Source organism: Pseudomonas sp. B21-009 (assembly GCF_024749345.1).
In the GTDB taxonomy this organism is placed as follows: Bacteria; Pseudomonadota; Gammaproteobacteria; order Pseudomonadales; family Pseudomonadaceae; genus Aquipseudomonas.
Genome location: NZ_CP087199.1, coordinates 5,832,225 through 5,853,937, shown reverse-complemented (window position 1 = coordinate 5,853,937; position 21,713 = coordinate 5,832,225). Strand labels below are relative to the sequence as shown.

General features: G+C 62.6%; 17 protein-coding genes. 6 read left to right on the top strand and 11 right to left on the bottom strand.

Translation table 11 applies throughout. The features are described 5' to 3' along the window. Nucleotides 1-19: 19 nt before the first annotated feature. Nucleotides 20-2,203, bottom strand: coding sequence for a DNA helicase II (gene uvrD / locus LOY34_RS27135; RefSeq protein WP_045199464.1), 2,184 nt, complete (start codon nt 2,201-2,203; stop codon nt 20-22). A gap of 223 nt (nt 2,204-2,426) precedes the next feature. Between uvrD and LOY34_RS27130 the strand changes: the two genes are divergently transcribed. Beyond that, nucleotides 2,427-5,297, top strand: a complete 2,871-nt coding sequence (locus tag LOY34_RS27130; protein ID WP_093377881.1) for an EAL domain-containing protein — start codon at nt 2,427-2,429, stop codon at nt 5,295-5,297. On the opposite strand, the gene zwf is transcribed toward LOY34_RS27130, so the two are convergent. Then, nucleotides 5,294-6,736 carry a glucose-6-phosphate dehydrogenase gene (zwf, locus tag LOY34_RS27125; RefSeq protein ID WP_045199468.1) on the bottom strand — a complete coding sequence of 481 codons (1,443 nt, stop codon included), beginning with the start codon at nt 6,734-6,736 and terminating at the stop codon, nt 5,294-5,296. The two genes, LOY34_RS27130 and zwf, sit on opposite strands and share 4 nt — an antisense overlap. 104 nt (nt 6,737-6,840) lie before the next feature. Between zwf and hexR the strand changes: the two genes are divergently transcribed. After that, complete coding sequence (hexR, locus tag LOY34_RS27120) at nt 6,841-7,707, top strand: transcriptional regulator HexR (RefSeq protein WP_038616018.1); 867 nt, start codon at nt 6,841-6,843, stop codon at nt 7,705-7,707. Between the two features lie 102 nt (nt 7,708-7,809). Then, nucleotides 7,810-8,028 carry a PA3496 family putative envelope integrity protein gene (locus LOY34_RS27115; RefSeq protein ID WP_045199472.1) on the top strand — a complete coding sequence of 73 codons (219 nt, stop codon included), beginning with the start codon at nt 7,810-7,812 and terminating at the stop codon, nt 8,026-8,028. Here the strand turns inward: LOY34_RS27115 and LOY34_RS27110 are convergent. Continuing rightward, nucleotides 7,970-8,917 (bottom strand): LysR family transcriptional regulator, encoded by a 948-nt coding sequence (locus LOY34_RS27110; protein ID WP_162195917.1) that lies wholly within the window; start codon nt 8,915-8,917, stop codon nt 7,970-7,972. The genes LOY34_RS27115 and LOY34_RS27110 overlap by 59 nt on opposite strands. A 203-nt stretch (nt 8,918-9,120) precedes the next feature. Here LOY34_RS27110 and LOY34_RS27105 point away from each other — a divergent pair, with 203 nt between their 5' ends. Both LOY34_RS27105 and oadA read left to right on the top strand, forming a co-directional pair. After that, complete coding sequence (locus tag LOY34_RS27105; protein ID WP_045199475.1) at nt 9,121-10,536, top strand: acetyl-CoA carboxylase biotin carboxylase subunit; 1,416 nt, start codon at nt 9,121-9,123, stop codon at nt 10,534-10,536. A gap of 101 nt (nt 10,537-10,637) precedes the next feature. Further along, nucleotides 10,638-12,446 (top strand): sodium-extruding oxaloacetate decarboxylase subunit alpha, encoded by a 1,809-nt coding sequence (gene oadA / locus LOY34_RS27100; protein ID WP_045199477.1) that lies wholly within the window; start codon nt 10,638-10,640, stop codon nt 12,444-12,446. 67 nt (nt 12,447-12,513) lie between these two features. On the opposite strand, the gene LOY34_RS27095 is transcribed toward oadA, so the two are convergent. From LOY34_RS27095 to LOY34_RS27085, 3 genes are read right to left on the bottom strand one after another with little or no spacing between them, the layout of a single operon-like run. Beyond that, nucleotides 12,514-13,179, bottom strand: coding sequence for a GNAT family N-acetyltransferase (locus tag LOY34_RS27095; RefSeq protein ID WP_195885336.1), 666 nt, complete (start codon nt 13,177-13,179; stop codon nt 12,514-12,516). 17 nt (nt 13,180-13,196) lie between these two features. Beyond that, nucleotides 13,197-13,643 (bottom strand): GNAT family N-acetyltransferase, encoded by a 447-nt coding sequence (locus LOY34_RS27090; protein ID WP_093377901.1) that lies wholly within the window; start codon nt 13,641-13,643, stop codon nt 13,197-13,199. Nucleotides 13,644-13,655: 12 nt separating this feature from the next. Continuing rightward, nucleotides 13,656-14,285, bottom strand: coding sequence for an FMN-binding negative transcriptional regulator (locus LOY34_RS27085; protein WP_195885335.1), 630 nt, complete (start codon nt 14,283-14,285; stop codon nt 13,656-13,658). A gap of 90 nt (nt 14,286-14,375) precedes the next feature. Between LOY34_RS27085 and LOY34_RS27080 the strand changes: the two genes are divergently transcribed. Continuing rightward, complete coding sequence (locus LOY34_RS27080; protein ID WP_195885334.1) at nt 14,376-15,905, top strand: PLP-dependent aminotransferase family protein; 1,530 nt, start codon at nt 14,376-14,378, stop codon at nt 15,903-15,905. Between the two features lie 3 nt (nt 15,906-15,908). Here LOY34_RS27080 and LOY34_RS27075 read toward each other — a convergent pair whose 3' ends face one another. The 5 genes from LOY34_RS27075 to LOY34_RS27055 all read right to left on the bottom strand — a co-directional run bounded on the left by LOY34_RS27075 (nt 15,909) and on the right by LOY34_RS27055 (nt 21,712). Then, nucleotides 15,909-17,009, bottom strand: a complete 1,101-nt coding sequence (locus LOY34_RS27075; RefSeq protein WP_195885333.1) for a polyamine ABC transporter substrate-binding protein — start codon at nt 17,007-17,009, stop codon at nt 15,909-15,911. Next, the gene (locus LOY34_RS27070) at nt 17,006-18,052 is read right to left on the bottom strand and encodes a histone deacetylase family protein (protein ID WP_195885332.1); all 1,047 of its coding nucleotides are present in this window, start codon (nt 18,050-18,052) and stop codon (nt 17,006-17,008) included. Before LOY34_RS27070 ends, LOY34_RS27075 begins: the two co-directional genes overlap by 4 nt. Nucleotides 18,053-18,193: 141 nt before the next feature. Further along, entirely contained in the window at nt 18,194-19,186 is a 993-nt protein-coding gene (locus LOY34_RS27065; protein ID WP_045199493.1) for an AraC family transcriptional regulator, read from the bottom strand. 60 nt (nt 19,187-19,246) lie between these two features. Continuing rightward, nucleotides 19,247-20,239, bottom strand: coding sequence for an asparaginase (locus LOY34_RS27060; protein WP_195885331.1), 993 nt, complete (start codon nt 20,237-20,239; stop codon nt 19,247-19,249). A gap of 63 nt (nt 20,240-20,302) precedes the next feature. After that, nucleotides 20,303-21,712, bottom strand: coding sequence for a sodium:alanine symporter family protein (locus tag LOY34_RS27055; protein ID WP_045199497.1), 1,410 nt, complete (start codon nt 21,710-21,712; stop codon nt 20,303-20,305). Between the last annotated feature and the right edge of the window lies 1 nt (nt 21,713).

The following is a 21,713-nucleotide window of genomic DNA, read 5'->3' as shown; positions in this document are numbered from 1 at the left end:
TCCTACAGGATTTTCTGCGTTACAGCGCTTCGAGCTTGGCGTAACCGAGCATCAGCCACTTGCTGCCTTCGGCAAAGTTGACCTGGACCCGGGCCTGGGCGCCGGAGCCTTCGAAGTTGAGGATCACACCTTCGCCAAATACCGCATGCTGCACCCGCTGGCCAAGGTTGAAGGCGGTCTGCGGGATGTTGGCGTTGGCGAACAGGCTGCTCGAGTTCTGCTGCTGACCGGAGCCGAACGGGCGGCTGACGCTGTTGGACAAGCGCACTTCCTGCACCAGGCCGGCCGGAATTTCGCGTACGAAGCGCGAGACCTTGTTGTAGGTCTCGCTGCCGTACAGCCTGCGGGTTTCGGCGTAGGTCATCACCAGCTGCTGCATGGCGCGGGTGATGCCGACATAGGCCAGGCGGCGTTCTTCTTCAAGACGGCCGGGCTCTTCCAGGCTCATCTTGTGTGGGAACAGGCCTTCTTCCATGCCGACCAGGAAGACGTGAGGGAACTCCAGGCCCTTGGCACTGTGCAGGGTCATCAGCTGGATGCTGTCTTCGTGCTCGTCGGCCTGGGCGTCGCCGGCTTCCAGCGAGGCATGGCCGAGGAAGGCCGCCAGTGGCGACAATTCGGCGTCTTCTTCGCTGTTTTCGAAGTTGCGCGCGGCGCTGACCAGTTCCTCAAGGTTTTCCACCCGGGCCTGGCCTTTTTCGCCTTTCTCTTCCTGGTGATAGACGATCAGCCCGGACTGCTCGATAACCGTCTGGGTCATCAGGTGCAGGGGCATCTCCAGGACTTTGGCGGCAAGGTTCTCGATCATTTCCATGAACGCGCCCAAGGCACTGGCGGCACGGCCTTTGAGCGCCTTGTTGGCGATCAGCAGGCTCATCGACTCCCACATCGAAACCTGGGCGTGGCGCGCGTGCTCGCGAATCGCTTCGACGGTTTTCTCGCCGATACCGCGCGGTGGCACGTTGATGACCCGCTCAAGGGCGGCATCGTTGCCGCGGCCTTCGAGCAGGCGCAGGTAGGCCATGGCGTTCTTGATCTCGGCGCGTTCGAAGAAGCGCTGGCCGCCATAGATGCGATAAGGAATGCGTTCGCGCAGCAGTGCTTCTTCAAGCACCCGCGACTGGGCGTTGGAGCGATAGAGGATGGCGATGTCGCTGCGTGCCAGGCCGGTCTTGAGTGCGCTTTCGATGCTCTCGACCACGTAGCGGGCTTCGTCGTGTTCGTTGAAGGCAGCGTACAGGCTCAGCGGTTCGCCATCGCCGCCATCGGTCCACAGCTCTTTGCCCAGGCGCCCGCTGTTGTTGGCGATCAGGGCGTTGGCCGCCTTGAGGATGCCGGCGGTGGAACGGTAGTTCTGCTCCAGGCGGATCAGCTCGGCGTCAGGGAAGTCGGCGGTGTACTGGTGGATGTTCTCGATCTTGGCACCGCGCCAGCCGTAAATCGACTGGTCGTCATCGCCGACCACCATCAGGCTGTCGCCGCCCTTGGCCAGCAGCCGCAGCCAGGCGTACTGCACGGCGTTGGTATCCTGGAATTCGTCGACCAGCACATGGCGGAAGCGCCGCTGGTAGTGCTCGAGCAGGCCCGGGTGGTCGCGCCACAGGTCCAGGGCGCGCAGCAGCAGCTCGGAGAAGTCGATGACGCCGGCGCGCTGGCAGGCTGCCTCGTAGGCTTCATAAATGCTGCGCATGGTGCCCAGGAACAGGTCGCCGCTGGCTTGGATATGTTGCGGGCGCAGGCCTTCGTCTTTCTGGCCGTTGATGAACCACTGTGCCTGGCGCGCCGGCCAGCGCTGTTCATCCAGGCCCAGCTCGCGGATTACGCGTTTGACCAGACGCTGCTGGTCGTCGCTGTCGAGGATCTGGAAGTTCTGGTTCAGCCCGGCCTCTTGCCAGTGCGCGCGCAACAGGCGGTGCGCCAGGCCGTGGAAGGTGCCGACCCACATGCCGGCCGGGTTGATGCCCATCAGCTGTTCGATACGCTGGCGCATCTCGGCAGCGGCCTTGTTGGTGAAGGTCACCGACAGGATCGAGTGCGGCGAGGCCTGCACCACCTGGATCAACCAGGCGATGCGGTGCACCAGCACACGGGTCTTGCCGGAGCCGGCACCGGCCAGGACCAACTGACGACCGACCGGCGCAGCTACAGCCTGGCGTTGGGCGTCGTTGAGAGAGTTCAACAGGAGAGAGAGATCATCGCGCATCCGGCCATTTTAGGGGCGCAGGCGACCCTTGGGCAAATATACAGTAGAAAAACTTGGCGCTGACGACCGGCCGGTCACCGGCTGCAGCCCAAGGCCTGCGTGCTTGAGCACCTGCCGTCGGGAAATGCGATGAAATAATTATGATCCAGAGCAGTTTGGCCCAGGGGCTTGCTTGTGTATGCTCCGTGCACGTTTAAGGCTAACCATTACAAGAACACCGCCTATGACACTCGGTTCCGACTCCCTGAGCGCCCCAGCCCAAGCGCGCCGGAGTATTCGCAAACACTTCGCACCGCAACTGGCTGTCGAGCGCACCCGCCTGCTGTATCAAGGCTCGTTGCTGCCGACCCTGTTCATGCTGCTCAACGGCCTTGTCTGTGCCTGGCTGCTGTGGAACCCGGCGCGTTACCTGCTGGTCAGCGTCTGGGTGGTCTGGCTGATGGCGCTGGTGGCGTTGCGGGTGATCCAGGTGGCCGCTTTCGATGCTGCCATGCCCGACCGGCAAGCCCAGCCGACCTGGTGGCGGATGTTTTTGCTCGGTTCGGCCTTCAGCGGCCTGACCCTGGCCAGCGCGGCGATTGCCCTGGTGCCGGTGGACAACTTCGTCCAGCAGGCCTGGGTGTTTGGCCTGCTGGGGGCGGCGACGCTTTCGGCCAGCGTTGCTTATGCCGTCAGCCTGCCAGCGTTTCTCAGTTTTACCTTGCCTTGCCTGCTGCCGCCGATTGCTTTCCTGTTCTGGAGTGGCGACGAACAGCAGCGCGGCTGGGGCTGGCTTGGGCTGATTCTGTTGATTGCGCTGTCGGTGGTGGCCTGGCAGGTCAACCGGCTGATCGAACGCGGATTGCTGCGACGCTTTCAGAATCAGGAGCTGATCGAACACCTGCAAGCGGCGCAAAGCCGCAGCGAGAGCCTCAACCAGGCATTGGCCGAGGAGGTCGAACAGCGCCGGTTGATCGAGGAACAGCTGCGTGAGGCGCAGGTTGGGCTGGAGTCGCGGGTGGCCCAGCGCAGCCAGGAACTCGATGTCGCCAACCAGGCCCTGAGCAAAAGCGAGCAGCGCCTGGCCCTGGCGCTAGAGGCCAGCGAGCTGGGGCTTTGGGACTGGAACCTGGACACCGACGAGATCCACCACACGCAATTGCGCGAGCTGTTTGGCCTGGAGCCTGAACAAGTCCAGGAAATGCTCGCGCACCTCAAGCCACGTTTGCATCCTGATGACGTGCCGCTGCTCAAGCGTACCCTGGTCGAACACCTCAAGGGCCGCAGCGAGGACTACCGCATCGACTACCGGGTGCGTCACCGCCAGGGCCATTGGTGCTGGATTGAGGACCGTGGCCGGGCGGTGGAACGTGATGCCAGCGGGCGGGTGCTGCGCATGCTCGGCACCCGCCGGGAAATCAGCGCGCAAAAAGCCCAGGAGGAACAGCAGCGTCTGGCCGCCACGGTGTTTGAAGCCGCCAGCGAAGGCATTGTGATTCTTGACCCTGACTATGTACTGCTGGCCGTCAATCAGGCCTTCTGCCGGGTTACCGGCTACAGCCGCGAAGAACTATTGCAAGGGCGGTTGCTGGAGCTGGCGTGCAGCCTTGATGCTCGTCGACATTCACAGGCTATCGAACTGGCCCTGGAGCAACAGGGCAGCTGGCAAGGCGAACTGGTCGAGGCGCGCAAGAACGGTGAGCTTTATCCTCAGTGGCTGCAGCTTAACGGCGTACGTGATGCCCGCGGCAACCTGACCAGCATCGTCGGCTTCTTTACCGACCTGTCGGCGCGCCGTGAGTCTGAAGAGCGCCTGCGCTACCTGGCCCACTATGATGAACTGACGGGCCTGGCCAACCGCGCCTTGTTCCGCCTGCGCCTGCACGAGGCCGGCGAGCGCCTGCGCCAGAGCGGTCGCGGCCTGGCCCTGCTGCACATCGACCTGGACCGCTTCAAGCTGCTCAACGACAGCCTTGGCCATGAAGTTGCCGACCACTTGCTCAAGCAGATGGCCCAGCGCATCAGCAATGCCATGCCCGAGGCCGACACCGTGGCGCGGCTTTCCGGCGACGAGTTTGCCGTGCTGTTCGATGCCTACAGCAACCTGTCGAGCTTGGTGCGAGTGGCTAGCCGCCTGCTCGACAAGCTACGCGTGCCCCTGCGGGTCGATGGTCACGAGCTGGTGATCAGCGCTTCGGTGGGCATTAGCCTGCTGGCCGACACCTCGCGGGATGTCACGGTGCTGGTCAGCCAGGCCAATACCGCCATGCAGCACGCCAAGCACCTGGGTGGCGACAACTTCCAGTTCTACACCGAGAGCCTGCAGGCCAGCACCCTGCAGCGCCTGCAGCTGGAAAACCACCTGCGCAAGGCCATCGAAGAGCGGCAACTGCAGGTCTACTACCAACCCAAGCTGTGCCTGGCCACCGGCCGCCTGCATGCGGCCGAGGCGCTGGTGCGCTGGCAGCATCCGCAGTGGGGCATGGTGCCGCCATCGGATTTCATCGGCCTGGCCGAAGAAACCGGGCTGATTGCACCGATGGGCGAATTCGTCCTGCGCCAGGCCTGCTGGCAGGCTTGCGAGTGGCAGCGCATGGGCCTTGCGCCGATTCGCGTGTCGGTGAACCTGTCGGTGTATCAGTTGCGCCAGGGCAAGCTGGTCAGCCTGGTGCGCCAGGTTTTGGAAGAAAGCGGCCTGGCCCCGCACTTGCTGGAACTGGAACTGACCGAGAGCCAGTTGCTCGACAGCGTCGAGCACATCATCGCCACCTTCCGCCAATTGCATGAGCTGGGGGTGAAGCTTGCGATCGACGACTTTGGCACCGGCTATTCATCGCTCAGCTACCTCAAGCGTTTCCCGGTGGACTACGTGAAGATCGATCAGGCCTTTATCCGGGGCCTGCGCGAGGGCAGCGAGGACGCGGCGATCACCCGGGCAATCATCGCCATGGCCCAGAGCCTGGACCTGCAGGTGGTTGCCGAGGGCGTCGAGACCGCTGAACAGCTGGACTTCCTGCGCAAGCAAGGCTGCAACGAAGTGCAGGGCTACCTGATCAGCCGGCCGGTGCCGGCGCAGGAACTGGCCGGTTTACTGGCCAGCCGCTACAGCTTTTAAAGGTGCCAGGCGCGGCCCTGGTGGGCCAGCAGGCTGTGGGCCTGGTCCGGGCCGTTACTACCGGCGTGGTAGGGGCGCGGGGCCTGGAAGTGTTCCTGCCAGCCGTTAAGGATCGGGTCGATCCAGGCCCAGGCCGCCTCGACCTCGTCACGGCGCATGAACAGCGTCGAGTCGCCTTCGAGCACATCCAGCAATAGCCGCTCATAGGCGTCCCAGCGACGGGTCTGGCCGAATACCTGGGCCAGGTTGAGGTTCAGTTCCACCGGCTCCAGGCGCATGCCCTTGCCGGGGGTCTTGGTCATCATTTGCAGGCTGATGCGCTCGTCGGGTTGTAGCTGGATCAGCAGCTGGTTGGCCTGATCGCCGTCGAACAGGCGGTGGGGCACCGGCTTGAACTGGATGACGATCTGCGACGAGCGCTTGGCCAGGCGTTTGCCAGTGCGCAAGTAGAAGGGCACGCCGGCCCAGCGCCAGTTGTTGATGTGGGCTTCTACGGCGACAAAGGTCTCGGTATCGCTGTCGTTGTCGACATCTTTTTCGAAGTAGTAAGCCGGTACTTCCTGGCCGCCGATCTTGCCGGCGCTGTACTGGCCGCGCACGGTCTTGTCCTGCACGTCCTGGCCGGTGATCGGTTGCAGGGCCTTGAGGATCTTCACCTTTTCGTCACGAACCGCTTCAGCCTCGAATTGTGCCGGCGGCTCCATGGCCACCAGGCACAGCAGCTGCAGCAGGTGGTTCTGCAGCATGTCGCGGGTGGCGCCGGCGCGGTCGTAGTAGGCGCCACGGTTTTCGACGCCGAGGGTTTCACAGACGCTGATCTGCACATGATCGACCTGGTTGTTGCGCCACACCGGCTCGAGCAAGGCATTGGCAAAGCGCAGGGCCATGAGGTTCTGCACCGTTTCCTTGCCCAGGTAGTGATCGATACGAAACACCTGCGACTCGGCGAACACCGCGCCGAAGGCCTCGTTGATCGCCGTGGCCGACTCCAGCGAGTGGCCGATGGGTTTTTCCAGGACGATGCGCGCATCGTGATCGGCAAGCCCGGCGATTTTCAGGTGGTTGGCAATCGGCACGAACAGGTTCGGTGCGGTGGCCAGGTAGTAGATCCGGGTCAGGCCGCCGGCTTCACCAAGAAAGCGCGCCAGGCGGACGAAATCGGCGCTTTGCGAGGCGTCCATGGGGAAGTAGTCCAGGCGCGCCGAGAACCGCGCCCAGACATCCTCGTCGAAGTCGGCACGGGCAATCTGTGCCCGGCAACGGCGTTCGGCGAGTTTGAGGAATTGATTACGCGGCAGATTGCTGCGGGCCAGGGCGATGATGCGCACGGCGGGGTGCAGGCGAGCCTCGCGATACAGGTGGTAGAGCGCCGGAAGCAGTTTATGCAGGGCCAGGTCACCGGTGCCGCCGAACACCATGATGTCGCAAGGGATAGTCAATACCACCACTCTCCTAGTTCGTTTAGCTGGGCGGGTCGCCGGTCATGTAGTATAACTACAAGAAAGCTACAACCCGGTCAGTCGATCATAACCGAGTCCTGCCCTTGAATCTGTTGCAACACATCGCCCAGTCGCGCCATCTGCTACGCAAATCGGAACTCAAGGTTGCCGATCACGTGCTGCTTGATCCTGCGGCCGTCATGCATAGCTCCATGGCCGATCTTGCCCACAGCGTCGGCATCAGCGAGCCGACCATCGTGCGTTTTTGCCGTGCGATCGGTTGTTCCGGTTTCCAGGACCTCAAGCTCAAGCTGGCCCAGAGCCTGGCGGCGGGCGCGAGTTTCGGCCAGTTCGCCATTCATGAAGACGACTCGGTTGCCGACTACAGCCTGAAGATCTTCGACACCACCCTGCATACCCTGATGGAAGTGCGTGAGCACCTCGATCCACAGGCTTTGCAGCGTGCGGTATCCGCCATGGCCCAGGCCCAGCGTGTCGAGTTCTACGGTTTTGGTGCCTCCGGCGCGGTAGCGGCCGATGCCCAGCACAAGTTCTTCCGCCTGCTGCTGACGGCGGCGGCGTATTCCGACCCGCACATGCAGGCGATGTCGGCGGTCACCCTCAAGCCGGGCGATGTGGCCATCTGCATTTCCCAGTCGGGGCGCTCCAAGGACCTGCTGATCACCGCCAACCTGGTGCGTGAAAGCGGCGCCACGCTGATCACCCTGTGCCCGAGCCAGACGCCGTTGGCGGAGCTGTCGACCGTCAACCTGGCCATCGATGTGCACGAAGACACCGAAATCTACACCCCGCTGACCTCGCGCATTGCCCACCTGGTGGTGATCGACGTGCTGGCCATGGGCGTGGCCATGGCCCGCGGGCCGAGCCTGGTCAACCACCTCAAGAGCGTCAAACGCAGTCTGCGCAGCCTGCGCCTGTCGCCCAAGTCGATCAAGGCGATGGACGACTGAGACCTGTAGGCGCGGGTTCATTGATTTGTCATTGGCCCGCCGCCAAACCGTAATGCCACGACGTCAGGCTAAAGCTCCCGCACTCGATAAGGGAGATATGTAATGGCTCGTGAATTCGATGGCTCGTACCAACCCAACGCCAAATCCCGCAAACAGCAGGAAAAAGACCAGCGCCGCATGGAGTTTCGCCGCGCGATCGAAAGCTACTCCGAGCAGCGCCGTCTGCTGCAGGACATCACCGACTACCCCGATTTGCAGGCCGTCAGCGTGTGGCAGGTATCGGCGGCAGAATCCCCGAGAAACGCTCAACAAGCCCGCTGATCTGTGCACGTTCGCTGCGAATGAACGCTAGAAAGGCCAGGGCCACCGGCGATTGCCGCTTGGCCTTGGACTGCACCACACACCAGCTGCGGTACAGCGGCAGCTCTTCGACCGGCAGCTCGCGCAGCACGCCGGTGGCCAGTTCCAGGTTCAATGCATGGCGGGTCAGCAGGGCGATGCCCAGGCCGGCAATCACGCACTCGCGCTGGGCATCGGCCGAGGCCACTTCCAGCGTCTGAGTGAAGTGCACGCGCTTTTCCTTGAAGTACTCTTCGCAAGCCTTGCGTGTGCCCGAGCCCTGTTCGCGTACCAATAGCGTGTGCGGCTCAAGGTCTTGCAAACGCAGGCTGTCGAGCTTGCACAGCGGATGATCGGGCGGCGCCACGGCAACGATCGGATTGTTGAGGAACGGCAGGAACTCCAGGCCCATGTCCTGGGGCACCATGGACATAATGATCAGGTCATCACGGTTGTCCGAGAGGCGACGTATGGCCTGGGCGCGGTTGACCACTGTGAGGGTAAGATTGACCTCGGGGTGCAAACGCTTGAAGGCCGCGAACAGATGCGGGACGAAGTACTTGGCGCTGGATTCGACCGCCAGCTTCAATTGCCCCTGCAGCGAGCCCTGCATGTCGGAGAGCTGCATGTCGAGGCTCTCCAGGCGCCCGAAGATATCGCGGCTGGCGCGTTGCAGCGCTTCAGCGGCTTCGGTCAGGTAGAGCTTCTTGCCGACATACTCGAACAGCGGCTGGCCGACCAGTTCTTCCAATTGGCGGATCTGTAGACTAACGGCGGGTTGCGTCAGGTTCATCTCCTCGGCCGCCCGGCTGTAGGAACGCAAATCACAGACCTCATTGAAGATCTGAAGTTGACGCAATGTCATACGCATCAATGACTTACGCATTTTTCTCAAGCCCCGGCAAAACCTTGTAACAGCACTATAAGCTTTTGCTTATGCACACCCTAATAAATATTGATTTTTGTTTATCCAGAGACAGCGCTAGGGTAAAGATGCGACTGGCCAGCGACGATTGGTCACGCGCCGACCGGCCTTGCCGGCTCGTTTGTTCTAGCGGCCTTGGGAATACTCCAGTGATAAAAAAGATCCTGATCGCCAACCGCGGTGAAATTGCTGTTCGAATCGTGCGTGCCTGCGCCGAGATGGGCATCCGTTCCGTGGCGATCTACTCCGACGCCGACCGCCATGCCTTGCACGTCAAACGTGCCGACGAGGCCCACAGCATTGGTGCCGAGCCCCTGGCCGGCTACCTGAACCCGCGCAAGCTGGTGAACCTGGCCGTGGAAACCGGTTGTGATGCGCTGCATCCCGGTTATGGTTTTCTGTCTGAGAACGCTGAACTTGCGGACATCTGTGCCGAACGCGGTATCAAATTCATAGGCCCGGCGGCTGAAGTCATTCGCCGTATGGGTGACAAGACCGAAGCTCGCCGCAGCATGATCAAGGCCGGTGTGCCGGTGACCCCGGGCACTGAAGGCAACGTCGCCGATATCCACGAAGCGCTGCTCGAAGGCGACCGCATCGGTTACCCGGTGATGCTCAAGGCCACTTCCGGCGGTGGCGGCCGCGGTATTCGCCGCTGCAACAGCCGTGAAGAGCTGGAGCAAGCCTTCCCGCGGGTAATCTCCGAAGCGACCAAGGCCTTCGGTTCTGCGGAAGTGTTCCTGGAAAAATGCATCGTCAACCCGAAACACATCGAGGCGCAAATCCTCGGTGACAGCTTCGGTAACGTCGTCCACCTGTTCGAGCGCGACTGCTCGATCCAGCGCCGTAACCAGAAGCTCATCGAAATCGCCCCGAGCCCGCAACTGACCCCCGAACAGCGCGCCTATATCGGCGACCTGTCAGTGCGTGCGGCCAAGGCCGTGGGCTACGAGAACGCCGGTACCGTGGAGTTCCTGCTCGCCGATGGCGAGGTGTACTTCATGGAGATGAACACCCGGGTGCAGGTGGAACACACCATCACCGAAGAAATCACCGGTATCGACATTGTTCGCGAGCAGATCCGTATTGCCTCCGGCCTGCCGCTGTCGGTCAAGCAGGAAGACATCCAGCACCGCGGCTTTGCCCTGCAGTTCCGCATCAACGCTGAAGACCCGAAGAACAACTTCCTGCCCAGCTTCGGTAAGATCACCCGTTACTACGCACCCGGCGGCCCCGGCGTGCGGACCGACACGGCGATCTATACCGGCTACACCATTCCACCGTTCTACGACTCGATGTGCCTGAAACTGGTGGTCTGGGCGCTGACCTGGGAAGAAGCCATGGACCGCGGCCTGCGGGCTCTGGACGACATGCGCGTGCAGGGGGTGAAGACCACGGCTGCCTATTACCAGGAAATCCTGCGCAATCCGGAATTTCGCAGTGGTCAGTTCAATACCAGCTTCGTTGAAAGCCATCCGGAACTGACCAACTACTCGATCAAGCGCAAACCCGAAGAGCTGGCCCTGGCCATCGCCGCCGCCATCGCCGCACATGCGGGCTTATGAATAAGCCAGCTGCAAGTTGTTAGCTACAAGCGACAAGTCAGAGCCGATCGGCTTTTTCTTGCGGCTTGTAGCTTGAAGCTTGCCGCTATGAGGAGATAAGAATGTCCAAGAAGATCTTTGTCACTGACACAATCCTGCGCGATGCCCACCAGTCCCTGCTGGCCACCCGCATGCGTACCGAAGACATGCTGCCGATCTGCGACAAGCTCGACAAGGTCGGCTACTGGTCGCTGGAAGTCTGGGGCGGGGCGACCTTCGACGCCTGCGTGCGCTTCCTCAAGGAAGACCCTTGGGAGCGCCTGCGCAAACTGCGTGCGGCACTGCCCAACACCCGCCTGCAGATGCTCCTGCGCGGGCAGAACCTGCTGGGCTACCGCCACTACAGCGATGACGTGGTCAAAGCCTTCGTCGCCAAGGCGGCGGTCAACGGCATTGACGTGTTCCGCATCTTCGACGCCATGAACGATGTGCGTAACCTGCGCGTGGCCATCGAAGCGGTCAAGGCCGCTGGCAAGCACGCCCAGGGCACTATTGCCTACACCACCAGCCCGGTGCACACCATCGACGCCTTCGTCGCCCAGGCCAAGCAGATGGAAGCCATGGGTTGCGACTCGGTTGCAATCAAGGACATGGCCGGCCTGCTGACTCCCTTCGCCACCGGCGAGCTGGTCAAGGCGCTGAAGGCCGAGCAGTCGCTGCCGGTGTTCGTCCATTCCCACGACACCGCCGGCCTGGCTGCCATGTGCCAGCTCAAGGCGATCGAGAACGGCGCCGACCATATCGACACCGCCATCTCCAGCTTCGCCTGGGGCACTAGCCACCCGGGCACCGAGTCGATGGTCGCGGCCCTCAAGGGCAGCGAGTTCGACACCGGCCTGAGCCTGGAATTGCTGCAGGAAATCGGCCTGTACTTCTATGCCGTGCGCAAGAAGTACCACCAGTTCGAAAGCGAATTCACCGCCGTCGACACCCGTGTGCAAGTCAACCAGGTACCGGGCGGGATGATTTCCAACCTGGCCAACCAGCTTAAGGAGCAGGGCGCGCTCAACCGCATGAACGAAGTGCTGGCGGAAATCCCGCGGGTGCGCGAAGACCTCGGCTTCCCGCCACTGGTGACCCCGACCTCGCAGATCGTCGGTACCCAGGCGTTCTTCAACGTGCTCGCCGGCGAGCGCTACAAGACCATCACCAACGAGGTGAAGCTGTACCTGCAAGGCGGTTACGGCAAGGCTCCGGGTGTGGTCGACGAAAATCTGCGGCGCCAGGCCATCGGTAGCGAAGAAGTCATCGACGTGCGCCCGGCCGATTTGCTCAAGCCGGAAATGGCCAAGCTGCGCAACGACATCGGCGCCCTGGCCAAGTCGGAAGAAGACGTACTGACCTACGCCATGTTCCCGGACATCGGGCGCAAGTTCCTCGAAGAGCGTGAGGCCGGCACCCTGACCCCTGAAGTGCTGCTGCCGATTCCGGAAGCCGGCGCCGTGGCCTCGGCCGGCGGCGAAGGCGTGCCGACCGAATTCGTCATCGACGTGCACGGCGAGACCTACCGGGTGGATATCACCGGTGTTGGCGTCAAGGCCGAAGGCAAGCGTCACTTCTACCTGTCCATCGACGGCATGCCGGAAGAAGTGGTGTTCGAGCCGCTCAACGAATTTGTCGGCGGTGGCAGCAGTAAACGCAAGCAGGCCAGCGCCCCTGGCCATGTCAGTACCACCATGCCGGGCAACATCGTCGATGTGCTGGTCAAGGAAGGCGATACGGTCAAGGCCGGCCAGCCGGTGCTGATCACCGAGGCGATGAAGATGGAGACCGAGGTGCAGGCGGCAATCGCCGGCAAGGTCACCGCCATTCACGTGGCCAAGGGCGACCGGGTCAACCCGGGCGAGATCCTGATCGAGATCGAGGGCTGATTTTCAGGCCCTCATCTACAAGCGGTTAACCTCTGGGGGGCGTATGCCTCCCTTTTTTTGCCTGCTCCTACCGGCACGCCTCCAAGGTCTGTACCTGTCCCTCGGGCCGCTGGTTATCTGCCGCCAACCAACGTTCGAACCCCGCCGCAATCGCCGGCCATTCATCATCGGTAATCGAGAACCAGGCGGTGTCGCGGTTTCGGTCCTTGATCACCATGTGCTTGCGAAACACCCCCTCGAAGGTGAAGCCAAAGCGCAGCGCGGCGCGCTTGGAGCGGGCGTTGTCGTTGTTGCATTTCCATTCCAGGCGGCGGTTGCCCAGCTCGAACGCCAGTTTGCCAAGCAGGTACACCGCTTCGGTGCCTTTAGGTGTGCGCTGCATGGCAGCACCAAAGGCGATATGGCCAATCTCGATGCGGCCCTGTTCGGGCACGATCGACATCAGGCTGAGGATGCCCTGGGTCTGGCCGCTGGCCAGGTCAATGACGCTGTAGAACAGCGGATCGCTGCTGGCGGCATTGGTGTCGAGCCAGTGATCGAAGTCTTCGCGCTCGGTGAACGGACCGTAGGCCAGGTAGTCCCACAGTGTGCGGTCGGCCCGGGAGCCCTGGAACACTTCCCAGAGGTCTTCGGTGTCGCGCTTGGGGTCGAGTTTTTCCAGGCGCACGAAGCGCCCGGTCAATGTTGCAGGTTGCGGGCGCTTGGCCGGATGCCAGTGCAATGGGCTGCTCATGGGGTGGCTCCTCTGGCTTACAGCGGTTTGCGAAACTGGATGAAGCCGGGCCGCTCGGCGACCTGCTCGTACAGGCTGATGGCCGTGGCGTTGGTTTCGTGGGTCAACCAGTGCACCTTGGCGCAACCTGCCGCCTTTGCCGTAGCGTAGACGTATTCGATCAGCTGGCGGCCGATACCCAGGCCGCGTTGCTCACTTTGCACGTAGAGGTCCTGCAGGTAGCAGGAGTTCTCGATGCTCCAGTTGGAGCGGTGATAGATCCAGTGGACCATGCCCAGTGCCTTGCCGTCGACCCAGGCCAGGGCGGCGTTGGTCGGCTCGGCCGGGTCGAGCATGCGCGCCCAGGCCACGGCGCTGACCTCGTCATCGATACGGGTTTCGTAGAATTGCTGATAGGCCTGCCACAGCGGTAGCCAGGCGCTGTGATCGTCGGCGGTGACAGGGCGGATGGTGACGTTAGGCATAGGTGTGTTCCTTCAAGGTTGGCCCATCAGGGCGGCCAATTGGTTGTCCAGGGGGTCGTTGTTGTTGGCCAGGCCGGTGCGCACGCCTTCGATGTCGATGGCCGAACGGTTCTGGCTGAGTTTGCGTGTGCCTTGCAGGCGCTCGATGGGCAGGGCGAAGCCGACGATTGCCTTGAGCATGCCGGCCATGTAGTCGGCAGGCGCTTCGTCCACCGACCAGGGTTTGGCCTGGCGTTGTTCGTGGTGATCACTCAGGCGGCGGACGATCTCCAGCAGACGCTCGGCGTCATGGAAAACCACAGCCTTGCCCCAGGCGTGCACAGCCACGTAGTTCCAGGTCGGAACCGTGCGCGGATCGTCGACCTTGCTGGGGTAGTAGCCGGCGCTGACATACGCATTGGGCCCGGCAAACACCAGCAGCGCCTCGGCGCCGTTGGCCAGATCCTGCCATTGCTTGTTGGCGCGGGCGAAGTGGCCGTACAGGGTGCCGTTGCTGCCCTGTTTGCGATCCAGCAGCAGCGGCAGGTGACTGGCCTGCAAGCCCTGTTCACCGTGGGTGACCAATACGGCCAGGCGCGTTTGCTCGATCTGCTGGTGCAGACGCTCGAGGTCGGTTTCCTTGTAGCTCGAAGGTGTGAACATGTGGATTGTCCTTGGCGAATGGCTCAATCCTAGGCAGGCTATTGGACTAAGGTAAGAGCCATTTCCAGCTAATTTCATAGGTCCATTGTCATGAGCGAGCGCCCCTTCACCTTGCCGTTCGACCCGACTGGTATCGTCCTTGATCGTCGCCAGGGGCTCAGCCGCCAGCTTTACCAGGCGCTTCGCATGCGCGTGCTGGACGGTCGCCTGAGCAGTGGCACGCGCTTGCCGGCCAGCCGTGATATGGCTGCGGCGCTGTCGGTGTCGCGCAACAGCGTGGTGCGTGCCTACGACCAGTTGTACGCCGAAGGCTATATCGAAAGCCGGGTCGGCGATGGCACCTATGTCAGCCAGCTGCCAAAACTATCCACAAAAATATCCACAGGGTTATCCCTGGGTTTTTCCACAGGGTTATCCACAAAAACAGCAAATAGCACTGTGGATTCATCCAGCAAACTTATCCACAATGGTCCTTGCAACCGTCTGGAAAGCCACCATTTACCGCCACCGAAAAGTGGTCCGCCACGGGCTTTTCGCGTCGGTTTGCCGGCGTTCGATTTGTTCCCTTTCGACGTCTGGGCCAAGCTTCAGGCGGGTTTCTGGCGCAACCCCGATCGCGCTGCTTTGGGCTATGGCGACCCGGCTGGAGAGCCGCAACTTCGTCAATTGATCGCGACCTATTTGCGTCGATCTCGTGGACTTTCCTGCACGGCTGAACAAATTGTGATCACCAGTGGCGCACAGCAGGCCATCAGCCTTTGTGCACAGCTGTTATTGGAGCCTGGCGAAGTGGTGGCTGTGGAAAACCCCGGTTACCGCGCTGCTGGAAACGCCTTCGCCTTGACCGGGGCAAAAGTGCAAGGCGTGGCGGTCGACGATGAGGGCCTGGACTGCGCTGCGCTCAATGCCGTGGAACATTGTCGCCTCAGCTATGTGACGCCATCGCACCAGTATCCGACCGGCGTCACCATGAGCCTGGCCCGTCGTCTGCAGTTGCTGGCCTGGGCCGAGCGCAAGGACGGCTGGATCATCGAAGATGACTACGACGGTGAGTACCGCTACAGCGGCGACCCGCTAGCACCTCTGGCGGCGCTGGATCGCAGTGGGCGGGTGTTGTATGTCGGCACCTTCGGCAAGATAGCCTTTCCGGCGCTGCGCCTGGGTTACCTGGTGCTGCCCAGGCAGTTGGTGCAGGTGTTTTCCCGCTGCCGGGCGCTGGCCGTGCGCCACTCTGAAATAGGCACTCAGGCAGTGATGGCCCAGTTCATGGCCCAGGGGCATTTTCAACGGCATATCCGGCGCATGCGCCGAGCTGCCTTGAGCCGGCGTAATGCGTTGAAAGCGGGCTGGCCAATGGACGTTAGCGGCGTCGGCTCGATGCCAGAGGTTGCGGCTGGATTGCATGTGAAAGTCGAGGTCGACAGTTATGCCCGTGAGCAGGATTTGATCGCCCGAGCCGAAGCGGTGGGTGTTGAACTCAATGCCCTCAGCGATTTCTGGCTGCCTGACTCGACCGTCCCTGTGGATAAACGTGCCGGCCTGGTACTGGGTTTCGCCGCTGTCGACGAAGCCGCTACTGCCGACGCGCTGACCCGCTTGCGGCGGGCCTGGCGTCGGTGATGGTCAGGTCCCGGCCTTGATCTTGGTCCAGGCACGGGTGCGCGCTCGCTCGGCATCGCGCGGTAGTGGCTTGAGGGTGTAGAGCTTGGCCATGGCTTCTTCGGTGGGGTACAGGTTGGGGTTATTGCGGATGGCCGGGGCAACCCGTTCGGTGGCGTCCTTGTTCGGGTTGGGGTAACCGACAAAGTCGCTGATCGGCGCGATCACCTTTGGCTGCAGCAGGTAGTTGATGAAGGTGTAGGCATCTTCCGGGTTGGCCGCGCCTTTGGGGATTGCCAGCATGTCGAACCAGATTGGCGCACCTTCCTTGGGCAGACGCATGTCGACGACCACGCCGTTCTTCGCCTCGCTGGCGCGGTTGGCGGCCTGGGAGAAGCTGCCGGAGTAGCCGACCGCTACGCAGATGTCGCCATTGGCAATATCCGCCATGTATTTGGAGGAATGGAAGTAGGTGACGTGCGGGCGGATTTTCAGCAGTAGCTCTTCGGCCTTTTTGTAATCCGCAGGTTTCGTGCTGTTCGGTGGCAGGCCGAGGTACTGCAGGGCCAGTGGCAGGATTTCAGAGGGTGAATCAAGCAAGGCCACGCCGCACTGCTTGAGCTTGGCGATGTTCTCCTCCTTGAAGATCAGGTCCCAGCTGTCGACCGGGGCGTTGTCGCCCAGCGCCGCCTTGACCTTGGCCGGGTTGAAGCCGATCAGCACGGTGCCGTACATGTAGGGCACGGCGAACTGGTTGCCGGGGTCGTTGGCCTCGATCAGCTTCATCAGTTTCGGGTCCAGGTGCTGCCAGTTCGGCAACTTGCTGCGGTCCAGGGGCTGGAACACCCCGGCTTCGATCTGCTTGGCCAGGAACACGTTGGACGGCACCACCACGTCGTAGCCGGAGTTGCCGGTCAACAGCTTGGCTTCCAGGGCTTCGTTGGTGTCGAAGATGTCGTAGATGAGTTTGACCTGGCTGTCTTTCTGGAAGTCCACCAGGGTTTGCGGGGTGATGTAGTCGAACCAGTTGTAGACCCGCAGGGTGCGTTGTTCGGCAGCTTGCAGGCTACCGGCGAGCAGGGTGCTGCACAGCAGCGGGGCGAGCAGGCGCTGGAGTCGGGTCATGCTTGAGCTTCCTGTTGGGCGCGTTCGAAACCTTCGAGTACGTTCACCGCGTTGATGCCGATTTCCTCGACCGCATAACCGCCTTCCATGACGAACAGCGTCGGCTTGCCGAGGCGGGCAATGCGTTCGCCCATCTGCAGGTAGTCGGGGCTGTCGAGCTTGAACTGGGAAATCGGATCGTCCTTGAAGGTATCCACGCCCAAGGAAATTACCAGCACGTCCGGGCCGTAGGCGGCGATGCGCTCACAGGCCTCGTCCAGGGCCTTGCTCCAGGTCGGCCAGTCACTGCCGGCTGGCAGCGGGTAGTTGACGTTGTAGCCCAGACCCTCGCCTTCGCCGCGCTCGTCGGCATAGCCGAGAAAGAACGGGAATTCGGCCTGCGGATCACCATGGATCGAGGCGAAGAACACATCGCTGCGCTGGTAGAAGATTTCCTGGGTGCCGTTGCCGTGGTGGTAGTCGACATCGAGGATAGCCACCTTGCGCCGGCCCTGGTCGAGGAACGCCTGGGCGGCGATGGCGGCGTTGTTCAGGTAGCAATAACCCCCCATGACGTCGCTGGCGGCGTGGTGCCCGGGTGGCCGGCAGAGGGCGAAGGCGCTGTGGGCGCCGGTCTGGATTGCCGCCTGGGCGGTAAGGGCCACTTGTGCGGCGCTGTAGGCCGCTTGCCAGGTACCCGCGGTGATGGGCGCGCCGGCGTCGAAGCTGTAGTAGCCAAGCTCGCCATGCAGGCCGCTGGGTTTTACGCTGCGCAGGGTGCGCGCCGGCCAGGTGAAGGGCAGCAGGTCGCCTTCGTGGCCCAGTTGGGTCCAGCGCTGCCAGGCGCCTTCGAAGAAATTCAGGTAATCGGCGCTGTGCACCCGCAGCAAGGGCGCGCGGCCAAAATCGGCAGGGCCCTTGATGGCCCCCAGTTCACGGGTCTTTACCCGATCCAGGACATGGTCGGCGCGCGAGGGCATTTCGAAGCAGGGCATCAGTTGCCCGTCGATCAGCTCGCAGCGGCCGTGGTGCAGGCGGTGGTCATCGGAATAGATCGTCAGCATGTTGTTGTTCTCCGGGTCACTGGCGTCGCTCCATTGTTGGTGGCACGGGCCTGCTGCAGAACGACGGAAACGGCCAAAAGGGGATCGATATGGCCAACCTGACTGTCCGGATTTCGCCCCCCGGCGGTGCAAGCGCGATGTTCAGGCGCGGAAGTGACTCGGCGCCACCCCGCTCCAGCGCATGAAGGCGTGGCGAAAGCTGGCGGTCTCGCTGAAGCCGAGTAGTTCGGCGATGCGGTAGATGGGCAACTGATCTTCGGCCAACAGTTGCTTGGCGCGCTCGAAACGCAGTTCATCGAGCAGCTGTTGATAACTGCTGCCCAGCTCTTGCAGGTGCCGGCGCAAGGTGCGCGACGAGCAGTTCATTTGCCGCGCCAGGCCCTCGAGGCCGGGCGCCGCATCGAGTTGTTCGAGCAGCAGTTGGCGGATCCGCCCGAGCCAGGCCTGGCGGCCGGTGAACTCCAGGTTAAGCCGCCGGCAGCGCTCGCTCATGGCCTGGTGAGTGATCTGGTCGGCCAGCGGCAGGGGCTGGTCCAGCCATGTGCGGGCGAAGGCGAAGGCATTGTCGGTGGCCTCGAATCGCAATGGGCAGGCAAAGCTGTCGCCGTACAGTGCATGGTAATCCGGCATTGGGTGGGCGAAGCGTGCAGCCGTCAGCGGCAATGGCTGGCCAAGCAGGTCGTCGCAGATGACTTTCAGCGAGGTCAGACAGAACTCGGCGTTGAATGCAGCCAATTGCGGGTCTTCGCGATAATCGCTGGCGCTGAACCAGACCCGCTCGCCATCCTCGACCAGACGCAGCTGAAAAAGTGTTCCCAGTAGCGCCGGGTACTGCATCGCCAGGCGCAAAGCGTCACCTAAGGTGGCACTGGAGAGCAGGGCGTAACCGAGCATGCCGTAGCAGGAAACATGCATGCGCCGGCCCAGCTCCAGGCCTACTTCGCGGCGTCGGGCCACCGCATTGGCACACACCAGCATCTCTTGGCGGGTGGTGATGCGCGAGTCGGCGCGGCCCAGGTCTGCCGGGCTGATGCCGCTGCCGGCCAGCAGCGCTTCAGCGCCGGGGCCCTGGCCTTGAAAGGCTTGCAGAACCAGCGATACAGCGTTGAGGGTGGTGAGGTGTGAATGGAGCATGCTCGGCTTCTTTCGACAGGTTGGCCGAGCAAATCGAGCAATTTGTATGCCTTGAGCCGCTTACAGCAATTCCCCGCAAAGGTCCTGCTCCACCAGGTACCTTACCTCGCCAACCGGCAAGCCGCTGCCCAGCAGCAACTGCAACTTGCCAAACAACGCTTCACGGGTCATGCCGCCACCCGACAGCACGCCGGCCTGACGCAAGCGGCTGCCGGCCTCATAGACATCCAGTTCGACCCCGCCTTCATGGCACTGGGTGATGGCGACCACGACCACACCGCTTGCCTGAGCCTCGGCCAGGGCGGCGAGAAAGTCGGGGTTGTCGGAAGGGCCGGTGCCACTGCCAAAGCATTCCAGGATCAAGCCCTGGGCACCGCTGGCGAGCGCGGCCTGCACCATTGGCGCGCCGATCCCCGGCACCAGAGGCAGCACGGCGACATTGGCGACTTGCTTGGGCTGGCGATAATCGAGCGCTGCAGGCCCGGGCATCGTTGCGCCAGCGCCGGCAAAGCGCTTGAGGGTAACGAACGGATGCCGGCCAAAGCTGCGGACCTTGGCGGTACGGTGCGGGGCTAGCAACTCTCCGTGAAAATACAGCTGCACACCCGGCGCGACGCCGGTGGCCAAGGCCTGCAATGCGCCGGTGAGGTTCTCCCAGGCATCGCTGTCGGCGACCCCGGCCGGCAGCATCGAGCCGGTGAACAGCACTGGGGCCTGCAAGCCCAGCAGTTGAAAGCTCATGGCGGCGGCGCTGTAGGCCAGGGTATCGGTGCCATGCAGCACCAGCACGGCATCGCAACCTTGGCTGTCGACGGCGTCGATGATCGCCGCACGCAGGCGCTGCCAGTACTGCGGGGTCATGTTGGCGCTGTCGATCAGCGGCAGCAGTTCACGGAACTGCCAGGTGGGAATGCCGGCCTGGCCGGCCAGTTGCGCGCGCATCCGCTGTTCGAAGCCGGACGCCGGAGCCAGGCCGTTGGCGCTGGCTTGCATGCCGATGGTGCCGCCGGTGTACAGCACCATGATGTTGCGGGCCGGTTGCGCAATTGCCATTCGCCTGTCTCCGTGGTCGGCTTGGGTTAAGCCGACCACAGTACGCGAACACCGGGCTGGCTGTCAGCGCTTGGTGTCTTCGACCTTGGCAGGCCAGGCGTTGGTATCCAGGTCGAGGTCGGCGAACTTGGCCGAATCGAACACCGGCGTTTTTATCCCGGCTGCGCGCTGGTCGTCGTAATCGCGCAGTACGCGCATGGCCACCTTGAACAGCAGGGCCAGGGCGATCAGGTTGACGAAGGCCAGGCAGGTCATGGTGATGTCGGCGAAGGCGAACACCGTGCCCAGGTTCTGCACCGCGCCCCAGAAGATCAGCAGCAACACCAGGGCGCGGTAGCCGATCAGGGCTTTGCGGTTGTCACCGACCAGAAAGCGCAGGTTGCTCTCGCCCAGGTAGTAGTTGTAGAGGATCGAGGTGAACACAAACAGCGCCAGGGCGACGCTGATGAAAATCCGCCCCCAGTCACCGACCACCGCAGCCAGCGAATTCTGGGTCAGGGCAATGCCGTCGCCTTCGAAGCCCGGGGTGTAGAAGCCCGACAGCAGGATCAGCAAGGCGGTGCAGGTGCAGATAATGAAGGTGTCGAGGAACACCGAGAACGCCTGGACCACGCCCTGGGCAATCGGGTGGTCGACTTCGGCCACGGCGGCGACGTTGGGTGCGCTGCCAAGGCCGGCTTCGTTGGCGAACACGCCACGTTTGACGCCCATGATGATGGCGCTGCCAACCAGGCCACCGAAGGCCTGATCGAGGCCGAAGGCGCTCTTGACGATGGTCATCAGCATGTCCGGCACCTGGTCGAACTGCAGCACGATCACGTACAGGGTCACGGCGATGTAGGCCAGGGTCTTGACCGGTACCAGCAGGTCGGCGACGGCGGCGATGCGCTTGATGCCGCCGATGAACACCAGGCCCAGCAGCACCGCCAGGGCGATGCCGGTGTAGGTGGTGTCGAACTGGAAGGCGTTGTTCAGCGAGTGGGTCACGGCGTGGGCTTGCAGGCCGTTGAAGGCGAAACCGAAGGTCACCAGCAGCAGGAAGGCCATGACCATGCCCAGCCAGCGTTTGCCCAGGCCGTGCTCGATGTAATACGACGGGCCGCCGCGGTACTGGCCTTCGCTGTCGCAACGCTTGTACAGCTGGCCGAGGGTGCATTCGATGAAGCTGCTGGACATGCCGACCAGCGCGGTCACCCACATCCAGAACACCGCACCGGGGCCGCCAAGGGTCACGGCGATACCGACCCCGGCAATGTTACCGGCACCGACCCGGCCGGCCAGGCTGAGCATCAGCGCCTGGAACGAGCTCAGTTGCTCGCTGCTGCTGCGCAGGCTGTCGCGAAACACCGCGAACATGTGGGTGAAGTACCGCAACTGAACGAAACGCGAGCGGATCGTGAAGTAACTGCCCAGACCGACAATGAGCACGATCAGTACCTTGCCCGAGAGGAAGTCGTTGATGACTTCAAGCATG